The sequence below is a fragment of the Gottfriedia sp. S16(2024) genome (assembly GCF_050473765.1).
Taxonomy (GTDB): domain Bacteria; phylum Bacillota; class Bacilli; order Bacillales; family Bacillaceae_G; genus Gottfriedia.
Window position 1 is genome coordinate 2,712,487 of record NZ_JBFLUO010000001.1, and the last position, 22,608, is coordinate 2,735,094.

A 22,608-nucleotide genomic window follows, 5' to 3' on the forward strand; every position below is an offset into this window, starting at 1 on the left:
AATTTTTATAGTATCTCATATAAAAGAAATTTATGTTAAACGTTTTTTTCGAAAGGGGTTTAGAAAACACGATGCATATAATTGGAAAAGGGATACCCCGAAAAGAGTCTTTTGAAAAAGTTACGGGATATGCTAAATATACAGACGACTTTCAGACAAATGATATGCTTCACGCTCAATTAGTAACAAGTCCATACGCTCATGCGATGATTAAAAGTATAGATGCTACCGATGCTCTAAAAGTACAAGGTGTAAGAAAAATCATATTTGGTGAGAATCTACCTTTAGTAGGAGAAGGAATACTTGACCGCTATCCAATCGCTTTTGACCGTGTTCGATTTTTTGGTGAAGTAGTGGCAATCGTTGTAGCGGACACCCTTTATGAAGCAAATCAAGCTGCTAATTTAGTAAAAGTACAATATGAAATACTTCCAGTTGTAAATTCTCCAACAGAAGCACTTAAACAAGATGCACCACTTATACATCCAAAACTAGGAGAGTATAAAATAACTGAAGGTGTTTATCCAGAGCCAGGTACGAATATTGCTACTAGGATTAAAATTCGTAAAGGAGATTTTAACAAAGGTTGGAGAGAGAGCGAAGTAATGATTGATGAGAATTTTGCATTTAGATCATCTGACCATGTTGCAATGGAGACAAGATGTTCATTTGCTCAAATCCATCATGATGGCTCAATTGAGATTACAACTTCTTCACAATGCCCATTTATGGTTAAGGATTTGATTGGAGATTATTTTGGAGTTAAACCCGGAAAAGTTATTGTAAACACTCCTTTTGTAGGTGGGGGGTATGGTGGAAAAGGAGCAGTCCAGTTAGAACTTTTAGCCTATATTGCTTCACGAGCTGTAAATGGTAGATTAGTAAAAATATATAACACTCGTGAAAATGATATGCTTTCATCTCCGGGACATATTGGTCTTGAGGCGAATGTAAAACTGGGAAGTACAAAAGAAGGAATGCTCAAAGTTGCAGAAATTCACTATTTATGGGATGGCGGAGCATATGCAGATAAATCGATTGACTTAACACGGGCAGGAGCAGTTGATTGCACAGGACCGTATAATATTGAAAATATTTGGTGTGATTCTTTATGCATGTATACGAATCATCCATACCCAGCACCTTTTAGAGGGTTTAGTCATTCAGAAGTACATTTTGCGTTTGAGAGAGCAATGGATATTCTTGCTAGAAAATTAAATATGGATCCTATCGAACTACGAGAAAGAAACGCCATTAAACCAGGTGATACGACTCCTACACAAGTTGTATTAAATTCTAGTACAGTTGGAAATCTCCCAAAATGTATTGAAAAAATGAAAGAATTAATTAATTGGCAGGAAGGTCAAGTTATTGACTTAGGTAATCATAAAGTAAGAGTTAAAGGAATTAGCTGTTCATGGAAGACCTCTACTATTACACCAAATGCAAGCTCAGGCGTAATATTGATCTACAATGCAGATGGAAGTATTAATTTAATGTCCGGTGTTGTAGAACTCGGTCAGGGAACTAAAACGATTCTTGCTCAAATGTTAGCAGAAATCCTGAAAATGGATGTAAACGACATTCATGTTCAAATGAATATCAATACTCTAAATACACCTGAGCATTGGAAAACAGTTGCAAGTAGAGGAACATTCATGGCTGGTAGAGCATTGTTAGCAGCTGCTGAGGATTTAATGAGGCAATTAAAAGATTTAGCTGCATTTATATTGCGTGCTCCTGTTGATGATTTAGAAGTTGGGTATGGAAAAGTGTTTTTAAGAAGTAATCCAGATACAAATATCCCAATTGAAAAAATTGCTTACGGTTATACATTTCCAAATGGAAATTCAATAGGAGGACAAATAATTGGAAGGGGACACTATATTTTAACTGGCTTAACCCGTTTAAATCGAGAAACTGGCGCTGGAAAACCTGGACCAGAGTGGACGGTTTGTGCACATGGTGTAGAAGTAGAAGTCAATCTAAAAACATATGAATATAGGATTCTTAAAGCCGTTACAGCTGTTGATATTGGCAAAGTACTAAACAGTAAGACTGCAACTGGGCAAGTTAAAGGTGCTATGAGTATGGGCTTATCTTTTGCAGCAAGAGAAACCTTTTATTTCGATGCGAAAGGGAAGGTACTAAATCCTCAATTACGAACTTATCGACCGATTCGGTTTGGTGAGAACCCTAAATATGAAGTAGCCTTTGTTGAAACGCCACAAGTCGATGCTGTTTTTGGTGCAAGAGGTGTAGGGGAACATGGATTATTAGGAATGCCAGCTGCTCTTGGTAACAGTCTTTCTACTGCGCTTTCGGCAAACATTAACAATTTACCAATTATCCCAGAATTATTATGGAAAGTAAAAGAAGGTGGGAACTAGATTGTTATCTTCTAATATAGAATACTATAGACCAATGTCCATTAAAGAAGCATTGGAGACTTTTTATTTTTTAAAAGCTAAAAACAAGAGGCCGATTTATTATGCAGGTGGTACAGAAATTATAACACTTGGTCGGTTAAATCTGGTTGAAACAGATGCCCTGATCGATCTTAAAGATCTAAGTGAGTGCCAATTATTTGAGTTTAATGAAGACTATTTAATATCAGGTGCTGTAATCTCACTAACAGAAATTGAAGAGAAAAACCTTTTTCCATTACTCTCTAAAGCATCTATGGAAATAGCTGATCGTACGGCAAGAAATAAAATAACCTTAGGCGGAAATTTATGTGGTCAAATTTTTTACCGGGAAGCAGTTTTACCATTTCTACTTTGTGATAGCCAAGTAATTGTTGCTGGATTTAATGGAATAGAGGCTTTTCAAATCGAGCAAATCTTCAACCAAAACTTTCAACTCCAAGATGGACAATTTTTGATCCAACTTTTAACGGAAAAGAAGTATATCAATCTACCATATATGAGCATAAAAAAGCGTCAGCAATGGGATACAGGTTATCCATTACTGACGATCGCATCTATTAAATCAGATAATCAATTGCGTTTTGCTTTTAGTGGGCTATGCCCTTTTCCGTTTCGTTCAAAGCAAATGGAAGTTGAGTTAAATAATACTAACTTGAGCATAGAAGAAAGAATTCAAAAAGCATTGCAATTCATTCCAGGAGAAGTGCTTGACGATGTTGAAGGCTCAAAAGAGTACCGACTATTTGTACTAAAAAACACAATAGAAGAGATAATGATTGAAATGGAGGGAAGGTAATGGACCAGTCTCCAATAAAAAAATTAACCGTTTCTTTAAATGTTAATGACGAAATTCGACAAGTGGAGATTCGTCCAGTAGACACTCTCCTTTATGTGTTACGAGCAAAGCTCGGGCTTACTGGCGCAAAACCAGGATGCTTAAATGGAGATTGTGGAGCCTGTTCAGTTGTTATGGAAGGTACAGTGTATAAATCATGTATTATGCTTGCCATCGAGGCAATCGGACAAAAAATAACTACAATTGAAGGTTTAAAAGATTCACCTATACAAAAAGCCTTCGTTGAAAATTTTGCGTTTCAATGTGGTTATTGTACACCTGGATTCATCATGAATTGTCATTCACTTTTAATAAAAAACCCTCATCCAACATATGAAACAATGAAAGAATGGTTATCTTCTAATATTTGTAGATGCACATGCTATGAAGAAATTGAAGAAGCTGTTTTATCAGTTATCGAAAATAGGGAAAAACCAATCAATAATGAGTTAGAAAAAGACGAACAGTGATTTCTTAACTCACCTGTGTCGTTGAAGTCGTTGAATCACTTGACTTTCGTTGTGTAAAGAAGAAAATAAACGAAATGACGGAAATTGCCATAAGAAAAACTTGGGTATCAGTAGGTCTTACAGTAGGGATATCTGTTAAAGCCATAATCACCATTCCTTTATTTACTAAAGATTCTCGGATCAATATCAAAATGTTTCGAAACAATTTTTTTACAAAAGTAATATGTTTTTTTTAGAAAAGGAAGTGTCGGTTCGCTAACTGGCGCACCAAAAATAGGTCCACTCACATTTAGTGAGAATCTACCGGGTCCTATAACGGAGCTTACAACTCGAACTTCATCTATTAATAATAAAATAGCAATAATTATATCGATTACATCAATGAGAGCATTTGTAAATTGATCTCCATATTTACTTTCTACACGTTCTCTACCTAATAAGGGTCCACTTAGAGAAAGACTAAATTCTCCAGACGTTACAAATACACCTATTATCGTAATTTGGCCAGTTAATAATAATGCTGCAGCGGCGACATTTAAATCTCTTTGAAGAGTAGCGATAATACGAAGATCTTCTTTAATCTTATAGTCATTCATTGAATCACACCCTCATGCCTATAGTATTCATTCAGTGCCCAAGTGTGAATGAAAAGGGATGGGGAACAATTATTGACACAAAAAGTTCAATTAAAAGATGCAGCTAAACATAATTGTTTAGCTGCATCTTTATTTTTAGTGTTAGAATTGGTAAAATAAAAAGTGGCGCTTTTCAACATTAAGAATTTGTTAAATGAAAATTCATAATTGAAGAATTTATTAAATAAAAATGAAAAGAGAAGCAACTTTATGAACCACTTCCTTTGGGATGTGGTTATGTTTTTATTATAAAAATTAAGATTTCCATACTACTCAGGCACAATAATATCTAGGTAAGGGGGTTGTGGAATGGAGGTCAGAAAATTTTTTCAAAGTAGTACGTTTAGACGACTAGCAATGATGGCTTGTATCATTCTAGTACTAATCTTAACTCGCAAAATAATAAATTTAGTCTTACTAATTTTCATTTTTACTTATTTAATGGATCGAGTACATAAATTTATTATTAATAGAGTAAACAAGATTTTACCGGTTAATCGGTTAGTAGTTGTCTATTCTTTGTATATCGTTATTGTGGCAGCTTTAGTCGTAGGGATCTATAATTATTTACCTGTTATTACATCTCAAGTTGTCCAACTAATCGTACAAATCAAAACCTTTTATATGAATCCACCAGATGAGAAAATCATCAATTATATTGTAACCGCAATTAAAAAGGTTGAAATATCAGGTTATACTGAGCAAGGATTAGATTTTTTATATAAGTATGCCTCTAATATTAGCCAATGGGGGATTGAAGTATTAATTGCTTTAGTTCTAAGTTTCTTTTTTCTACTTGAAAAGCCTAGGATTATTGCATTTACCAAAAAGTTTGAGAATAGTAAGATATCACTTTTTTATTATGAGATGGCTTATTTTGGAGAAAGATTTTCACGTTCTTTTGGTAAAGTAATTGAAGCCCAGTTTTTAATTGCATTAGTGAATTGTATTTTATCGGTGATCGCATTAAGATTTATGGGATTTCCACAGCTTATCGGTTTAGGCTTCTTGATCTTCTTGCTTGGACTAATCCCGGTTGCTGGAATGTTTATCTCATTAATTCCACTTTGTACGATTGCCTATACAATCGGTGGAATGACACATATCATGTATGTAATTTTGATGATTCTTGTTTTACATGCACTTGAAACTTATTTTTTAAATCCAAAGCTAATATCAGCTAAAACGAACTTACCAGTTTTTTATACTTTTCTAATTCTTGTTTTTTCTGAACGTTTTTTTGGCGTATGGGGTCTTATTATTGGGATACCAGTTTTCATCTTTTTATTAGATGTATTGGGCGTAACAGATCATGAGAAGAAAGAAGTAGAATCAACTGAATAAATCAAAAGATGATATCGTGTGACGATATCATCTTTTTTTTACTTAGCCTTCATATTCATTCATTTCCGATTTAATAAATCTAATGAATTGCTTTTCAACTGGGGATAATAATTTCTTTTTTAAACGTAAAAGACCAAGTGTCACATCTAAAGGTTCATAACTTAGTAAGTCGACTTCAACAACTTTACCTTCCAATAAGGCTGGATTATTTTTTAATACAAAATTGAAACTGAAACCTTCACCCAAATTAACATAAATTGGAATATGCAGGACAAACTAAACCAAAATATGCTTAAGGAGATTTTTTAGTGAATAACACGGAACAGTCAACTTTAGTAGTAAGTTTAGAAAAGAATATTCATTATATAAAAGAAGAGTTTAATAACGGTACTGATTTGAAAGTTAGACTACTAACGGTAAATGATGAAGTCATTCGTGATGCTGCAATTTTGTATATTGATGGGATAACGAATACACAATCTATTCAAGATAATATTCTTAAGCCTTTGCTGAGAATTATTAAATTCGACAGTATTGACGCTGTTATCACCCGTCATCTTTCAATTGCTGATGTGATGAAGGTAAAAGCATATGAAGATATTTTGATTGGACTATCGAAAGGAAAGACACTTATATTAGTTGATGGTTATGAAGAAGGAATTTTAGCAGATACTGTTGATTGGCAAATGCGGTCAATCAATGAGCCTGATACTCAAAGATCATTGAAAGGCTCGTTAATAGGATTTAATGAACAGTTAAAAGTTAATATCAATCTTCTCCGTAATATTATACCGTCAAATAAGTTAAGTATTGAAAATCTAGAGGTAGGCAACGAAGTAAAAACAGATGTTTCGATTATTTATATGGACGGATTTGTTGACAAAAACATATTAGATGAAACAAGGTCAAGAATAAAAAATATAGATGTGACCTATTTATTAGAAGCTAGAGTAATTGAAGACGCTTTAGAAGGGAAAAAAACATTCTTTCCAACCGTTTTTACGTGTGAACGTCCAGATGTCACTGTGTCAGCATTATATGAGGGGCGTGTTGCGATTTTAGTAAATGGTATTCCTTATAGTCTTATCGTTCCTTGTCTTTTTCTTCATTATTTTCATCAACCGGATGAATATAATACTAAATCAGGAAGATATGGATTCAGGTTTTTACGTTTGTTTAGCTGGTTATTTTCAATTATTTTATTGGGCCTTTATGAAACAGTGGTCCGTTTTCATCATGACTGGGTACCGCATAAATTTGCAAAGGTGTTTTTCGCAAAGTCAGATACTATGATACCTATTATCGTTGAGATATTATTTGTCATGATTATTTTCCAGTTACTTACTGAAGCATCGTTGAGAATTCCTAAATCGACTGTCATTATTGTTTCACTCATAGGGGCTATTGTAGTTGGACAAACTTCAGTCACTGCAAAACTGATTCATTCTGCGACGTTAATAATAGTAGGAATTAATTTCCTTTCTAGTATTGCAATTGCTGCAGGAGGACTGTATGGATCGGTTATGGCGTTAAGATTAGTTTTTTTATTTTTAGGATTTTTCTTTGGGTTAAAAGGGATTTTCATCGGATTAATTATTTTGATCGCTTATATGGCATCAATTAGATCAATGGGGGTTCCATATTTAGCACCGTTTATTCCATTTAACTCAAAAGAAATGAAAGATGCTCTAATTAGAGGAGATTTAAGGAAGATTATTAATAGTAAACATACATATCCTCATAAAAAATAAATTGGAACAAAGAGTAACGTATTGAAGAACTAATGTTGCTTTTTGTTCCAATTCTATATGTTGATGACTAGAAGGAGTAGAATCATGTTTGAAACAAAAGGTTTATCATTTTTACTAATAATAACGATTTTTTTTATTACCCCCTTTCCTCAAAACGTATTTTCTCAAGCCATGCCTCCTACTAAAGATACAATTAAAGCAAATGAAAAAATTTATAGTGAATTAAATTTCAATGATAAACAAGATTTTAATGATGCTCATAAGGGGTTCATCGCACCATTAATGCAAGATCAATTAAAAAATTCAAAAGGTGCTGTTATTTGGGATCGCAATCAATATTCAATTATTAATGAAGGGACTGCACCCTTAACAGTAAATCCATCTTTATGGAGACAAGCTCAATTATTAAATACTCCTGGACTTTATAAAGTAGTCGATGGGGTATATCAAATTCGTGGGCAAGATGTATCTGTAATGACAATTGTAGAAGGTAAAACAGGTTTAATTATATTGGATACATTATCAACAATTGAAACTGCTAAAGCAGCAATGGAATTATATTATGAGTATCGCCCTAAAAAGTTAGTTAGTGCAATAGTTATTAGTCATAGTCATGCTGATCATTTTGGAGGGGTAAAAGGAATTGTACAATACGCGATCAATCCAGAAAAGGTACCAATTATTGCACCATTAAACTTTTCTAAGGAAGTAGTAAGTGAGAATATCCTTTTAGGTAATATCATGTCAAGAAGAGCGGGGTATATGTTCGGAAATCTTTTACCCGTAAATAAAAAAGGATATGTAACAAATGGGATTGGTCCTAGAATTAGTACCGGTACAATCAGCTTTCTGCCACCGACAATTGAAATAAAAGATAAAGTACAAACGGTGGAAATAGATGGAGTTAAGTTTAAGTTTTTATTAACCTTAAATACTGAAGCACCATCAGAAATGCATTATTACATAAAAGATTACAAAACTTTAGTAGTGGCTGAAAATACGGGTCATACTATGCATAATTTTTATACCTTAAGAGGAGCAAAGACACGAGATGCTTCTGAGTGGGTAAAAGCTTTGGATGATACAATTAAGTTATTTGGTAAAGAAGAAATCGACACATTAATTACAGCACACAGCTGGCCGTTATGGGGGAAGGTTCGTGTAATAGAGCATCTTACAAAGCAACGAGATTTATATAAGTATATTCATGACCAAACAATTCGCCTAGCCAACCAAGGTTACACTGCAGATGAAATAGCTGAGCAAATAAAATTACCTAGTAGTCTTGATAAATATTGGGCAAATCGAGGATATTATGGTGATTTGAAGCAAAATGCTAAAGCAGTTTACAACTATTATTTAGGATATTTTAATGGTAATCCCTCTGATTTAGATCCACTCCCACAAGTAGAGACTGGAAGGAAATATGTTCAATACATGGGTGGAGAAAAGAAGGTTTTGAAGCTCGCAAAACTAGATTTTGAGAAAGGTGAATATCGCTTTGTTGCTCAAGTTTTGAAAAACGTAGTCATGGCAAATCCGAATAACAAAGAGGCTAAGAACTTACTAGCTAAATCTTACGAGCAATTAGGATACAGGGCCGAATCTGCATCCTGGAGAAATGTTTATTTGACGGGTGCACAGGAATTGAGAAAAGGTATTATGAAGATAGATGATTCACAATCATTAAGTACTGTAGACCAACAATCGATCTTAAACATGAGCGTAAAAGATTTTTTTGATTATATTTCGATCACGCTTAATGGTCCAAAAGCAGAGAATAAGCGTTTTACATTTAACGTGAATTTTACTGATCTGAAAACAAATTACACATTTGAAATAAAGGACGCCGTTTTTAATTATAGTGATGGTTTAACTGCTCCAAGTCCTGATGCCACATTATTTGTAGATAAAGTAACTTTTTATTTAATTATGTACGGGAAACTCGATGTAAATAAGGCAATTGCAAATGGGAAGCTAAGCATTACTGGGAATAAAGAGAAATTTAAAGAGATGGTAAATTTATTTGATCATTTTAATCTGTGGGTTAATATCGTTACCCCATAAGAAATTAAAATTAGGTGAAAAAAACATTCTTTTGGAGATATGAAGAATGTTTTTTTTGAATTTTACGTTTTAAAAATTCAGAAAATTTCCGAGCTGGTTTTATTCATTTTTTTGTATAGAGTCGATGAAATGAAAGATAAAAAAACAGGACATTTCACCTAAAAAAGAGTGATGATTTTCCTATATACAGATACTTTTATTGGGACTGCTTACAAGTCTAGAGCTTTAATAAATAAGGAAAAATAATTTTAAACCATAACAAAGCGCTTTCATTATATAATATTTTCCAATCTAAAAATTAATAGTTGAAGAATGTTAAACTAGGACTTAATATATATTTATTGTTTCAAATAAATATACGATTTTTGAAAATTTAACTATTCTTAAATAACTCTAAATTATCTAAACAATGAAAAAACTCCTTCTATTTTTCGTCATATTATGATAATTTTAATTAAGTACATTTCGATGATGAAAGCAAAAAAAATGAAAACGCTATCAGCATTGAGGGTATAAGATTTGTTCCTTTGTTAAATTCAGAAGGGAGGATTTTCATCTTTACATCGCTCAGTTTCCAGGCTTAGTATTAAAATAGGTAACTTAGTCTGTGATTTGTAATTTTGTACGAAATGACAATGCCAATGGATCGATTGGAATGTGAGCAATTTAAAGATTTGATCAGCCTTTTTCGTATTTAGGGGAATTTCAATTTAAAATAAAGAGGTGTATTCATGCAAAATACAAATCGTAAAACTGATTTCACTATTCAAAGTAACACGCCTAAAAAAGAGCATTTAGAAAGAAAACTAAAAACGAGACATTTAACAATGATCGCTATGGGTGGTACGATTGGTACTGGTCTATTTTTAGCGAGTGGAGCAACAATACATGATGCAGGGCCTGGTGGGGCTCTAGCTGCATATTTAATTGCTGGTATTATGGTTTATTTCCTAATGACTAGCTTAGCAGAAATGGCAACTTTAATTCCGGTTTCGGGTTCTTTTAGCACATATACTTCAAGATTTGTCGACCCAGCTCTTGGTTTTGCTGTTGGTTGGAATTATTGGTATAACAATGCCATCATCCTTGCTTTAGAATTATCAGCTTCGGCTTTAATTATGAAATATTGGTTCCCACATACTCCAGGTATTGTATGGAGTTCTATATTCCTTGTTTTAATTTTTGGTTTAAATGTACTGTCTGTAAAAGGATATGGAGAATCTGAATTTTGGTTTTCAATTATTAAAGTAGCTACAATTATCATTTTCATTGTAATTGGATTATTAATGATTTTCGGTATTATGAAGGGGCACACTGGTGGTTTTGACAATTTCACAAAAGGAGAAGCACCATTTAAAGGTGGTCTCTTATCGATCTTTAGTGTATTTATGATTGTAGGTTTTGCTTTCCAAGGAACTGAAATGGTTGGAGTAACTGCAGGGGAAAGTGAAAATCCTGAAAAGAATATTCCAAAAGCAATCAAGCAAATCTTTTGGCGTATTTTATTATTCTACGTATTAGCGATTTTCGTTATCGGCTGTTTAATAAGCTATACAGATCCAAACTTATTAGGTGGAGACGTTGATAGTGTTGCGATCAGTCCATTTACTTTAGTTTTTAAACATGCAGGACTTGCTTTTGCGGCTGCTGCAATGAATACAGTTATATTAACTTCAGTTTTATCAGCGGGTAATTCAAGTTTATACGTTGGTTCTCGTGTACTATGGGTATTAGCTGAAGAAGGAAAAGCACCAAAGTTCTTAAGAAAAGTAAACAAAGGTGGAGTTCCAGTTAGTGCATTAATTGCGACGACTCTAATTGGTGCACTTTGCTTTTTAACTTCATTATTTGGTGATGGTACAGTATACTCTTGGTTATTAAATGCAGCTGGTTTAGCTGGTTATATTTCTTGGTTAGGTATTTCAATCACGCATTACCGCTTCCGTAAAGCGTATATTGCCCAAGGAAGAAAGTTAAAGGATCTACCTTATTTAGCAAAATGGTTCCCACTAGGTCCAATTTTAGCAACAGTTTTATGTTTAGTTGCAATGCTTGGAACGAATTATGGAGCATTTACTGGAGAAAAAATTGACTGGTATGGTATTGCAGTTTCTTATATTGGACTACCATTATTTATTCTTGGATACCTCGGCTATAAAGTAATTATGAAAACGAAGAAGGTTAAATTAGAAGAAGCTGATTTCAGCAGAGACTAATAATTAAATCTGACAAGTAGTTTAAAGCTCAATCTATGCTTCGGATAGATTGAGCTTTTTTTACGTATTTTTTTACAGGATTTTGGAAAATTAATAATGTCAATGTGTGGACTGTTGAAAAACCTTGTCGATCAATATTTAAATTTAATCAAAATCAGATAAGGGCAGAAGCGCAGGCAGAATTATACAACTTTTTGTTCGAAAGGAGAAATTAAGTAATGAACAATTCATTAACAGAACTTGAGTTAGAAAACCTTCGTCATATTATCGGAGGACATAGTACAATCGCAAATAAATTAGAGGCATATGCTCAGCAATGTTCTGATCCTGAATTTAAAGCTCTTTTAGAAAGAGATGCACAATCAGCAATGGAATCTAAGCAAAAGCTTTTAAACTTTTTAGGATAAGGAGATTTTATTATGTTTCAAGATAAAGATATGGTTAATGATTATTTAGAGGGACTAAACGCTAGTTTAACGGCTTATGCAGGTTTTATTAATGAGTCAGCAAACTCTGACTTAAGACAAACATTAATTCAATTACGCAATCAGGACGAAGCACGTCAACGTACATTGTACAATTATGCGCTTCAAAAAGGGTATTACAAGCCTGCTGCACCAGCATCACCAGATATTGTTCAGCAATTCAAATCTGATTTGACTTCAAATCAGTAAAAATAGTGAAAAAGGCATTCGAAAAATCGAACGCCTTTTTTTATTCATTTTTAAAACCGTACCAAAAATTCCTCCATATATTCGAAATCCTTGGCTTCATCTTTTCAGCTCCATAATAAGATAGTTCAATAAAGATGCCATCAATTAAGCAGTAATAAGACATAACAAAATCTTCTACATTGCCTGTTCGAATTTCTCCACTTTTAATTCCCTTATCAATCACTGATCTTAAAATAGTTGACATTGCTTCTTCCGATTCCATGAACTGAGTATGTAATTGTTCCTTTAATGGTTCTGGAGAAAAAAAGACAGCGCGGTTCACGAAAGTAGATTGCTCCTCGAACTCAATATAGTATTCAAATGTTACGTTTAGAATTTGGTATAGTTGTTCCTTTGCTGACAATTCACGAATTTCTCCCATCAGCTCGTCTACTTTTTTCACATGAAGCCATAAACTATTCTCATAAATGGTAAGAAAGATTTCTTCTTTACTTTTAAAATGGTTATAAATAGATGGTTTTTGAATCCCAACTGCTTTTGCAATTTCAGTTAAACTTGTACCTTCATAGCCATTTTTAGAAAATAAGGCAAGTGCTGCTGCAATAATCTTATCCTTTGTCATCTTCATCCTCCGAAACTAACTCTTGTTAGCTAGATTATAAACTGGAATCTTTGTGAAGTCTAAATATTGTTTATATTTATTGCAAAAAAGCTTTGTTTTAGGAGATAGAGCGTTGTTCATGTTGTTTAAGTACATGGAGTGGTGCATAAAGGTGTCATGAGTAAGTAAAAAGGCAAAAAGCTGATTTATACTTCCTTATAGAGTGTTCATGAGGAAGTAAAAAGTGAAAAAGGTGATTTATACTTCCTCATAAAGGGTACATGAGGAAGTATAAAGAAAAAAAGGTGATTTATACTTCCTCATAGAGTGTTCATGAGGAAGTATAAAAGCAAAAAACTGAAAATAAGTTACTCATAGAGTGTTCATGAGGAAGTAAAAAGAGAAAAAACTGATTTATACTACCTCATAAAGGTGTCATGAGGTAGTAAAAAGAGAAAAAACTGATTTATACTTCCTCATAAAGTGTTCATGAGGAAGTAAAAAGAGAAAAAACTGATTTATACTTCCTCATAGAGTGTTCATGAGGAAGTAAAAAGAGAAAAAGCTGAACTATACTACCTTCAAGCCTTCGAAAAAAGCTCTGTCTAAAAAACAGAGCTTTTTAAATTACTTTGAGTTTTTTTTATTAATTTGTAATGTAGCTAAACTAGCAAATTCATGAACTAGCGTTGCAGCTAGTAGTGATGTGATTTGAGTTGGGTCATAGGATGGGAGTACTTCAACGACATCAAAACCAATAAAATTGAAATCAGTTAATGAGCGAATCATTTTTAATGTTTCCATACTATTGTATCCACCAACTTCAAGTGTCCCAGTTCCTGGTGCACAAGATGGGTCGACAAAATCAATATCAAAAGTTAAGAAACACGGTGTATCTCCAATAACTTCTTTCATTTCTTTTAAAATAGATTCAAAACCACGTTCATAAATTTCAGGAGTAGTAATAACATTGTAACCAAGCTCATGGCTAGCATCTATATCTCCAGGATGATTTAATGTGCCTCGTATACCTATTTGGAAAACCTTATTAGGGATTAGAAGTCCTTCTTCGTGAGCTCGGATAAAAGGTGATCCATGCCAATATTTTTCATCGTAATATGTATCCCAAGTGTCAGTATGCGAATCAAAGTGAATCATCGCAACTGGACCATGTTTTTTAGCCGCAGCTCGTAGGTTTGCTAAAGTAATTGAGTGGTCACCACCTAAACCAATTGGGATAATATTACCATCCATTAATTCAAACATTGCGTCTTCCATTAGTTTATAGCTTCGATGGATATTATGTGGGATCACTGATACATCTCCAATATCGATCGCATTGCTGTCGTCAAATGGATATACCTTATGAATTGGATGATATGGGAATAAAGTCATAGATGCTTGTCGGATTGCTTGAGGAGCAAATCGTGCACCAACACGAAATGAAGCTGCAGTATCAAAAGGCATGCCAACGATTGCTAATTTCGCATTTTCTCTTGCAGAAGGAAGTCGCATAAATGTTCCAGTTGTACAAAACTCAGGTTTTACATCAGGTGAAAGTGGATATTTCACAAAAATCATCTCCTAATTTGTTTTTTCGGTTATTAACTACCGGTAGTTAGTTTAATATGATTATAGAATGTTAAATCTGAATAGTCAAACTATTTTAATGTTTAATTTTTTAATACCTGTAAAAAAAGGAACGATTTTTTTGCTCAGATTCACAGGATATAACGATTTTTATTGTAAATAATATAATTGTTAAGAATAATCTTAGGAGGGATTTTATGCCACAGAATACACAAGGTAAAGGGAATATGGGAACTAATATGAAATCAGGAACGAATCCTCAAAAGGTAAAACAGCAAATTCAAAGTGATGTAAGCCATGGACAGGGAGCAATGACTTCACGTGAGGCAGGGGCAATGCGTGATTAAAAGACCACTTTTTAAGTGACTTTTTTCAGCAGTGAGTGACTATTAATCAAATGAAATGCATTAGTTCAAGTTGTTTAGCATGTTAAAACAAACGGCTCCACTTGAACTGTATAAATGTCATATGTATGTGCAAGCAAATGAAAAAATGCACTGACCATTTACTGGTCGGTGCATTTTTTTACTTTCAATATGAAATCATTTATTAGTAATCGCATTCTGTTCGAATGATTAATCTAATTGCTGTATTCTTGTTCATCATCGTTTTTTTGGAGGTTTTGTATCCAAAATATCGTTTGGATATGTGTTTGTGTAGATCATATCGTTAAATCGATTGTCAAATCTTTCATGTGTGTGGTACATATTGTATCTCCTTTAGTAGAACGAAATTTATAAGTGCGAATTATATAAAGTTTTAAGAATGTTTAAACATGTATATTTATTATAAAACTTTTATAAATATTCAAATAGTGTAATTTTCTCCAATACATGTTGCAAATTTTAGTCTAATACTATTTAATAGACAGTTTGTATTTTTCAATTAAACTTGTTTTTTTACAGAAAATGGTTGAAAAGAATAAAAAAAATCAAATGGGAAAATTTATAAATATGTGTCTTTTGTAGGAGGTATTTTAATGTATGGAAACAATATTGCAGGATATTAAAAACCATTTCGGTAATGATGATGATTTTTTTATAATGAAAGAGCATTTTGTTAATGCTCCTTTTGTCCTGTTAGGGTTTAAGAGTCTAGTTGATTTACCTCAAACATTAAAGACGATTCAAAATAAAATAGAATCTATTTTTCTGACTAATAAGACATTCGATCAAATAATGCGTTAGCTTTGGTTGGTAAAAGAGAAATACTATCCTAATTTAACATTAGATTTTAAAGTTCATGTAGTTGTTCAAAACGGAGGAAATTTAGTAACGCACTAAATATATATTTATCTAATTGTTAAAGCCATCCTTTAGAGAATGGCTTTTTTAGTAGAATTAAAGTTCAAATGGCTAAACTTATTAACCTAAAAAAAGGAGAGATACCAAGTAATCTAGAATAATGAATGTACAATGACAAATTAAAGAGATGGAGTGAGGAAATTAAATTGAATAGTAGGTTTAGTATATGTTGAATAAATTGAAAATTCTGGATTTTACACGTCTTTTACCGGGTCCCTATGCAACTATGATATTAGCGGATTTAGGTGCAGAAATATTACGAATCGAATCTCCATTTCATCCCGACTTATTACAAACTTCACCTCCATTTGATGGGGACCAATCTGCCGCACATCAAACGATTAATCGTTCTAAAAAATCTATTATCCTTGATTTAAAAAGCGACGAAGGTACTGAAATTATCTATAAGCTAGTAAAGGAGTACGATATTCTCATTGAGCAATTTCGACCAGGAGTGTTGGAAAAGCTTGGCTTAAGTTATGAGCAATTAAAGAAAATAAATCCGAAACTAATTTACTGTTCAATTACTGGATATGGGCAATCAGGTCCGTATCGAAATCGAGCAGGGCATGATAACAATTATCTTTCATTAACTGGTGTTTTGAGTTATTCAACAAGAAAGAATGAACGTCCAGTTCCGATGGGAATTCAAGTTGCAGACCAAGTTGGTGGATCATTACACGCAATTATTGGCATTTTATCGGCTGTAATTCATCGCGAGCAAACTGGTGAAGGACAGTGGGTTGATATTAGCATGACAGATTGTACTTTTACGTTGCAATCTTTAATGGGTTCTGGTTGGTTAACTCAAAAAATTAATCCAAAACCTGAGGAACATCTTTTAAATGGAGGCGTGTTTTATGACTATTACGAAACATCAGATGGTCGATTCTTTTCAATCGGCAGTCTTGAACCTTCATTTCGAAAACAATTATGTGAGGCATTAGAAATTATGCCATTTCTTCCTTATTCTTTTAGTGAGGATAAAAATGAGGTGGATTTATTTAAAAATGAAATAAAACGTGCATTTAGTAAGAAAACGTTTAATGAGTTTAAAGAAATTTTTAGTAAATTTGATGCATGTGTTGAGCCAGTGTTAACTTTTGAAGAAGCATGTGAGCATCCGCAAGTAAAAGAAAGGGGGCTTTTAGTAAACGTCCAAAGAAATGACGGTACCAATCAATTACAAATTGCTTCACCTTTTAAATCTTCAGTGTTTAAACCTACTTATCAACATGTTGGAGTAAAACCCGGGACGAATACAAAAGAGGTTTTATTAAATTTAGGATACGATGATCAAACAATTAATCAATTCATTGAAAAAGGAATTATTAGGTCAGTTGATTAAATCTAAATTATTTAATACGGGGGTAAGCAAATGAGTTTTGGAAATGTATTATCGCTAAACGCAAAAAGGCACCCAGATAAATTAGCATTAGTCTATCAAGACCGTACATACACATATATGGAATTCAATAAAGTGGTTAATCGTTTTGCATGGGGATTACAGAAATTAGGTATAAAAAAAGGTGAGAAATTAGCTCTTATGATGGCAAACTCTGACTTATTTGTGATTGGTTATTGTGCTGCTGTAAAAGTAGGAGCTGTTGTCGTTCCAATCAACTTCCGTCTTGTTTCTCGAGAAGTTGAATATATTTTAGAGCAGTCGGATAGTGTACTTGTTATTTGTGATTCAGAACTAGAAAAGGTCGTTTTAGATGCTTCAAAATCCTCATCGAAAGTAAGAAATATCATTACTGCTCCTCTAGCTTCTTCGCCGAATAGTTTAAGCTTCTTTGATGTGTTGTCATCAATTGAAGAAGATCCCCAAGTAGAGATTTCAGGAGACGATGATTTTCATTTACTATATACTTCAGGTACTACTGGACAACCAAAAGGTGCGCTTTTCGACTATAAACGAATTGAAAAGCTCATAAATGGATTGAGTGCGGTAATGGGACAAAGCTGTCAGGATCGGCTTTTACATGTTGCTCCATTATTCCATTGTGCTCAGCTCGTCATCTTTCTATTACCGGGTTTATATTTAGGTATGACAAATGTTATTCATCGAGATTTTAACCCGTTAAATGTGTTAAAGGATATAGAAAAATATAAAATTACTTTATTTTTTGGTGTTCCTACAATGTATAACTATTTACAGCAAGTTCCAAATGCTGACCAATATGATCTTTCTTCAATAAAAAGATGTGCATACGGTGCAGCTCCAATGCCTCCTGAAATCTTAATGAAAAGTATGAAATTATTTAATACAAATCAATTTTTCAGCTTATGTGGATTAACAGAAGGGGGACCTACAGGGTTTTATCTTTCACCAGAAGATCATGAGCTCCATTTTGGAAAAACAGGAAAAACACCTTTACTCTATACAATTATTAAAATAGTTAATCAGCAAGATAAAGAAGTTTTACCTGGTGAAGTTGGTGAATTGATCTTAAAAGGTGAAACAATTATGAAGGAATATTATAAAAAGCCGAAAGAGACAGCAGTTACGATTAAAGATGGTTGGTTATATACGGGAGATTTAGCTGTAGTAGATGAGGAAGGATATATCACGTTAGTTGATCGTAGTAAGGATATGTTAATTTCTGGTGGAGAAAATATTTATTCAGTAGAAATTGAAAATGTTTTGTATGAGCATCATTCAATTTTGGAAGCGGCAGTGATCGGTACGCCTGATGCTAAATGGGGAGAGGTCGTAACCGCAATTGTCGTATTAAAACCAGGGCATCGTCTATCTTTTGAGGAGATTGGATCTTTTTGTCGTGAAAGAATGGCAGGGTATAAGATTCCTAGAATTGTTGAATTTATTGACCAGCTTCCTCGAAACGCATCTGGTAAGGTTCAGAAGTTTATATTACGAGAAATTTATTGTAGCACTAATTCAAAATAGAAACCAAAAAGAGCTCAAACTTAAGTAGTGAAAGTTTGAGCTTTTAAATTTGATTCTTAATAAAGACCAGTTGTATAAAGTGATGTGATTGTTTTGGCAATTTCTTCAATCGTATAATGCTGTTCATTTCGAACGATTTCCCATAAGTACATCTCATTTGTAAAAAACCAAGCACGCGCGACTAGTTCATGATTTAGCTCTTTTCTTGCTAATCCTGTTTCTTGTGCATAAGAAACATCGAGTGATATGCGATCAATAAACTTTTCACGAATTGTTTTCCATTTGTCTGAGATGACGTCAGATACTCCAATAGCCTGTTCAAAAATTTGCATCATATTACGCTCATCTTCTGCCATTTTTAGAAAAGAAGTAGCTTGTTTATAAATAATCGATTCAGCGGATTCTTTCGTTTCTGGAAAAAAGGAAGTTTCGGCAATTTCATAAAACCTTTCCATTACATTTTCCATTAATACAATTAAAAGCTCTTCTTTACCTTTGAAGTGTACATAAGCTGTTCCATAACCAATATCAGCTTTTTTTATCATTTGTGTTATCGTTGCTTTTTGAAATCCTTCTTCAAGAAATACTTCTTTAGCAGCTTCTAGTAGTTTTTGTCTTGTCATTAATGAACGTAATTGACGCTTAGATTCTACTTTGTCATTACTCATACTACGATCCTCCAACATATGCTACTTCTAGCATATAGGTAAATTCATAAAAATGGAAGAAATCACAGAAAACTATGTATGTTTAACATAAAATAATCTCTTTATATCTAAACTTTTGTTATTATCAGAAAATATGACATGATGTCATTGACATGATGTCAGTTATTTTGATATGATTTTTTCACAAATAGATTTAAATAGTAGATTGATAGAGGAGGAATATTATGAATACGAAAGTTACAGAAACAACATTAGAATACGCAGTAAAAATGGACAGTCTCGATTCACTTAGAAAGTTTAGAGATGAGTTTTACTTAAACCCTGGATCAATCTATATGGATGGTAATTCATTAGGACTACTTTCTAAAAGAGCTGAACGTACTTTACTAGAATCATTGGAAGATTGGAAGAATTTTGGAATAGATGGTTGGACAAATGGAAATCACCCATGGTTTTTCATGGCTGAAAAACTAGGAGAAAAATTAGCTCCATTAGTAGGTGCTTCTTCTGAGGAAGTAATTGTAACCGGTTCCACGACCGTTAATTTGCATCAGTTAGTTGGTACTTTTTTTCAACCAAATGGTAGTAGAAAAAAGATATTAGCTGATGAGCTTACATTTCCATCAGATATTTATGCTCTTCAAAGTCAACTTCGTATTCATGGATTAGATCCTGATCAAGACCTAATATGCGTAAAAAGTAAAGATGGACGCTATCTAGAAGAGGACGATATTATTAATGCAATGACAGAAGAAATCGCTTTGATTATTTTACCGACAGTTTTATACCGTAGCGGTCAAATTTTAGATATGAAGCGCTTAACTGAAGAGGCTCATAAACGAGGAATTTTAATTGGTTTTGATGGATGTCATTCTGTTGGATCAATTCCTCATTCGTTTAGTGAGTGGGATGTTGATTTTGCCTATTGGTGTAATTATAAACACTTAAATGGTGGACCAGGTGGTGTAGGTGGATTATTTGTTAATCGTAAACATTTTGGTGCAATGCCAGGACTTGCAGGCTGGTTTAGTTCAAGAAAAGATAAGCAATTTGATATGGAGCACACTCTAACTCCTGCTGAAACTGCTGGAGCTTATCAAATCGGTACTCCACATGTATTAAGCTGTGCACCATTAATAGGATCTTTAGAGATTTTTACAGAAGCTGGAATTGATGCGATTCGAGAAAAATCACTTCGAATAAATCAATATTTAATGGATTGTATTGAACAAGAATTGCCAAACATGGGATTTTTCATTGGATCTCCTAGAGAGGATGCACGACGAGGAGGACATGTAAGTCTAGAACATGAAGAAGCAGCACGTATTTGTAAGTCTCTGAAAGAAAATGGTATTATTCCTGACTTTAGAGCACCAAATATTATTCGACTTGCACCAGTTGCACTTTACACTTCTTATGTGGAAGTTTGGGAAGTTGTACAAAAACTTAAGAAAATCATGACTGAAAAGCAATATGAAAAATTTAAAAATGAACGTGAAGTTGTGGCATAAGTTTAGTTGGCTATCTAAGGGGACAAGGGGATGAGATCATGAAGGAATCCACCACTAATTATAAAATTGAAAACGAGCAAGAAAAGGGCTTAAAAAGGGAGTTGAAAACTAGTCAACTAACGATGATTGCAATGGGGTGTGCGATTGGGACGGGGTTGTTCCTTGGTAGCGGACTAGCAATAAAAACTGCTGGTCCAAGCGTACTTCTTAGTTATGTAGTTGGTGCATTTATCGTTTTACTGCTCATGGGTTGTTTAGCAGAGATGACCGTTGCACATCCTACTAGTGGTTCGTTTGGGACAATTGCCGAAAAATATATTCATCCTATGGCAGGATATCTTGTTCGTTACTCATATTGGGTGGCACAAGTCCTTGCTGTTGGAGTAGAGGTAAGTGCAATTGCAGTCTATATGAAATATTGGTTTCCAACTGTACCAGGAATCGTTTGGATCGCCTTTTTTGCAACAGTATTAATCTATATAAATGCTACTAGTGTTAATACATTTGCAACATTTGAGTATTGGTTTTCAATGATTAAAGTAAGTGCAATTGTTGGGTTTATCCTACTTGGATCGTATGTTTTGTTTGGTTCATCTCACCATTCAAATATCGGTGTAGAGAACTTAACAAATGATGGAGGATTTATGCCATTTGGCTGGTGGGGCATGTGGGTAGCCGTCTTTATATCATTATTTAGTTTTCTAGGAACTGAAATGATTGCGGTTACAGCGGGTGAAGCAAAAGAGCCTGATATTGCTGTTCCAAAAGCCCTTAAAGCAACCGTTTTTCGTTTATCAATTTTTTATGTATTAACGATTGCAATCATGCTGATCATCGTTCCGTGGAAATCGGCAGGGGTTGATGAAAGTCCATTCGTAAAGGTGATGGAAATATTAAATATACCTTTTGCATCAGGACTTATGAACTTTATTATATTAACAGCAGCTTTGTCAGCGATGAATAGCCAATTATATGCTTCAACTCGTATGGTTTATTCACTTTCAAAAACTAATCATGCGCCAAATATTTTAGGAAAAGTAAGTAAAAAAGGTGTTCCAGCAAATGCTCTTGCAGTTTCAACTATTGGTATTGTAGTTGCCGGAATCGTAAATGCAATACTACCAGATTCCTCTTATGCATTTATGATGGGAATCTCAATGTTTGGTGCGATGTTTACTTGGATGACCATCTTTATTTCACATTTATTTTTTAGAAAGAAATGGGAACAATCAGGTGGTCGAAAATTACCAGTGAAAATGATTGGATTCCCTTACTTCACAATTTTAGGTGCAATATTATTGTTGGGACTAACAATTACTTCTTGGTTTACTGGCTTTAAAATTATGCTTCAATTCGGTATACCTTGGTTAATTGTATTATCTGTGGCTTACTTATTTATAAATAAAAATAATGGTCAGAAAATTCAACGAAACGATGCAGTTCATAATCAGAAAGTAGATAAATTTTAATGTCCATCTAATAAATAGGGGTGTCTCTCATTTTTGAGACACTCCTTTTCTATTTAAAGATTATTTAGAGAAAAGAGAGGAGAAAATAATTAAGTGCAGAATTTTGTTCATAAGATTCTTTTAAAATTCTCGA

The 22,608-nt window shown here is 33.5% G+C and carries 20 protein-coding genes; 15 read left to right on the forward strand and 5 right to left on the reverse strand.

Annotated elements, in window-relative coordinates:
- Positions 1–71 precede the first annotated feature (71 nt).
- The 3 genes from AB1282_RS12630 to AB1282_RS12640 are packed head-to-tail and all read left to right on the forward strand — an operon-like array spanning position 72 to position 3,734.
- Entirely contained in the window at positions 72–2,390 is a 2,319-nt protein-coding gene (locus AB1282_RS12630) for a xanthine dehydrogenase family protein molybdopterin-binding subunit (RefSeq protein ID WP_429899223.1), read from the forward strand.
- Between the two features lies 1 nt (position 2,391).
- On the forward strand, positions 2,392–3,225 hold the full coding sequence (locus tag AB1282_RS12635) for an FAD binding domain-containing protein (RefSeq protein ID WP_429899224.1): 834 nt from the start codon (positions 2,392–2,394) through the stop codon (positions 3,223–3,225).
- Positions 3,225–3,734, forward strand: coding sequence for a (2Fe-2S)-binding protein (locus AB1282_RS12640; RefSeq protein ID WP_429899225.1), 510 nt, complete (start codon positions 3,225–3,227; stop codon positions 3,732–3,734). Before AB1282_RS12635 ends, AB1282_RS12640 begins: the two co-directional genes overlap by 1 nt.
- A gap of 4 nt (positions 3,735–3,738) precedes the next feature.
- On the opposite strand, the gene AB1282_RS12645 is transcribed toward AB1282_RS12640, so the two are convergent.
- Together AB1282_RS12645 and AB1282_RS12650 are read right to left on the reverse strand one after the other, a co-directional pair.
- Positions 3,739–3,879 carry a hypothetical protein gene (locus AB1282_RS12645; protein WP_172795431.1) on the reverse strand — a complete coding sequence of 47 codons (141 nt, stop codon included), beginning with the start codon at positions 3,877–3,879 and terminating at the stop codon, positions 3,739–3,741.
- Between the two features lie 13 nt (positions 3,880–3,892).
- On the reverse strand, positions 3,893–4,330 hold the full coding sequence (locus AB1282_RS12650) for a hypothetical protein (RefSeq protein ID WP_056473913.1): 438 nt from the start codon (positions 4,328–4,330) through the stop codon (positions 3,893–3,895).
- A 348-nt stretch (positions 4,331–4,678) separates the two neighbouring features.
- Here AB1282_RS12650 and AB1282_RS12655 point away from each other — a divergent pair, with 348 nt between their 5' ends.
- The 6 genes from AB1282_RS12655 (at position 4,679) to AB1282_RS12680 (ending at position 12,421) form a co-directional block, all read left to right on the forward strand.
- On the forward strand, positions 4,679–5,713 hold the full coding sequence (locus AB1282_RS12655; protein ID WP_056473914.1) for an AI-2E family transporter: 1,035 nt from the start codon (positions 4,679–4,681) through the stop codon (positions 5,711–5,713).
- 308 nt (positions 5,714–6,021) lie between these two features.
- Positions 6,022–7,464: a spore germination protein gene (locus tag AB1282_RS12660; RefSeq protein WP_429899226.1), complete on the forward strand. Its 1,443-nt coding sequence runs from the start codon at positions 6,022–6,024 to the stop codon at positions 7,462–7,464.
- 84 nt (positions 7,465–7,548) lie between these two features.
- On the forward strand, positions 7,549–9,531 hold the full coding sequence (locus AB1282_RS12665; protein ID WP_429899227.1) for an alkyl/aryl-sulfatase: 1,983 nt from the start codon (positions 7,549–7,551) through the stop codon (positions 9,529–9,531).
- 731 nt (positions 9,532–10,262) lie between these two features.
- Entirely contained in the window at positions 10,263–11,747 is a 1,485-nt protein-coding gene (locus tag AB1282_RS12670) for an amino acid permease (protein ID WP_082459557.1), read from the forward strand.
- A gap of 218 nt (positions 11,748–11,965) precedes the next feature.
- Positions 11,966–12,154: a hypothetical protein gene (locus AB1282_RS12675; RefSeq protein ID WP_056473922.1), complete on the forward strand. Its 189-nt coding sequence runs from the start codon at positions 11,966–11,968 to the stop codon at positions 12,152–12,154.
- Positions 12,155–12,166: 12 nt separating this feature from the next.
- Entirely contained in the window at positions 12,167–12,421 is a 255-nt protein-coding gene (locus tag AB1282_RS12680; protein WP_335414232.1) for a spore coat protein, read from the forward strand.
- Positions 12,422–12,461: 40 nt separating this feature from the next.
- On the opposite strand, the gene AB1282_RS12685 is transcribed toward AB1282_RS12680, so the two are convergent.
- Together AB1282_RS12685 and speB are read right to left on the reverse strand one after the other, a co-directional pair.
- Complete coding sequence (locus AB1282_RS12685; protein WP_056473925.1) at positions 12,462–13,043, reverse strand: TetR/AcrR family transcriptional regulator; 582 nt, start codon at positions 13,041–13,043, stop codon at positions 12,462–12,464.
- A gap of 606 nt (positions 13,044–13,649) precedes the next feature.
- Positions 13,650–14,594, reverse strand: a complete 945-nt coding sequence (gene speB / locus AB1282_RS12690; protein ID WP_429899228.1) for an agmatinase — start codon at positions 14,592–14,594, stop codon at positions 13,650–13,652.
- 215 nt (positions 14,595–14,809) lie between these two features.
- Between speB and AB1282_RS12695 the strand changes: the two genes are divergently transcribed.
- The 4 genes from AB1282_RS12695 to AB1282_RS12710 all read left to right on the forward strand — a co-directional run bounded on the left by AB1282_RS12695 (position 14,810) and on the right by AB1282_RS12710 (position 18,827).
- The gene (locus AB1282_RS12695; protein ID WP_172795432.1) at positions 14,810–14,959 is read left to right on the forward strand and encodes a hypothetical protein; all 150 of its coding nucleotides are present in this window, start codon (positions 14,810–14,812) and stop codon (positions 14,957–14,959) included.
- A 636-nt stretch (positions 14,960–15,595) separates the two neighbouring features.
- Positions 15,596–15,799 carry a hypothetical protein gene (locus AB1282_RS12700; protein ID WP_429899230.1) on the forward strand — a complete coding sequence of 68 codons (204 nt, stop codon included), beginning with the start codon at positions 15,596–15,598 and terminating at the stop codon, positions 15,797–15,799.
- Positions 15,800–16,082: 283 nt separating this feature from the next.
- The gene (locus AB1282_RS12705; RefSeq protein WP_056473931.1) at positions 16,083–17,264 is read left to right on the forward strand and encodes a CaiB/BaiF CoA transferase family protein; all 1,182 of its coding nucleotides are present in this window, start codon (positions 16,083–16,085) and stop codon (positions 17,262–17,264) included.
- A 30-nt stretch (positions 17,265–17,294) separates the two neighbouring features.
- The gene (locus AB1282_RS12710; protein ID WP_429899231.1) at positions 17,295–18,827 is read left to right on the forward strand and encodes a long-chain-fatty-acid--CoA ligase; all 1,533 of its coding nucleotides are present in this window, start codon (positions 17,295–17,297) and stop codon (positions 18,825–18,827) included.
- Positions 18,828–18,883: 56 nt separating this feature from the next.
- On the opposite strand, the gene AB1282_RS12715 is transcribed toward AB1282_RS12710, so the two are convergent.
- Positions 18,884–19,495, reverse strand: a complete 612-nt coding sequence (locus tag AB1282_RS12715) for a TetR/AcrR family transcriptional regulator (RefSeq protein ID WP_056473934.1) — start codon at positions 19,493–19,495, stop codon at positions 18,884–18,886.
- Between the two features lie 224 nt (positions 19,496–19,719).
- On the opposite strand from AB1282_RS12715, the gene kynU reads away from it, so the two are divergent.
- Both kynU and AB1282_RS12725 read left to right on the forward strand, forming a co-directional pair.
- Positions 19,720–21,006, forward strand: coding sequence for a kynureninase (gene kynU, locus AB1282_RS12720; protein WP_429899232.1), 1,287 nt, complete (start codon positions 19,720–19,722; stop codon positions 21,004–21,006).
- Between the two features lie 38 nt (positions 21,007–21,044).
- On the forward strand, positions 21,045–22,475 hold the full coding sequence (locus tag AB1282_RS12725; RefSeq protein ID WP_429899233.1) for an amino acid permease: 1,431 nt from the start codon (positions 21,045–21,047) through the stop codon (positions 22,473–22,475).
- The last annotated feature ends 133 nt before the right edge of the window (positions 22,476–22,608 follow it).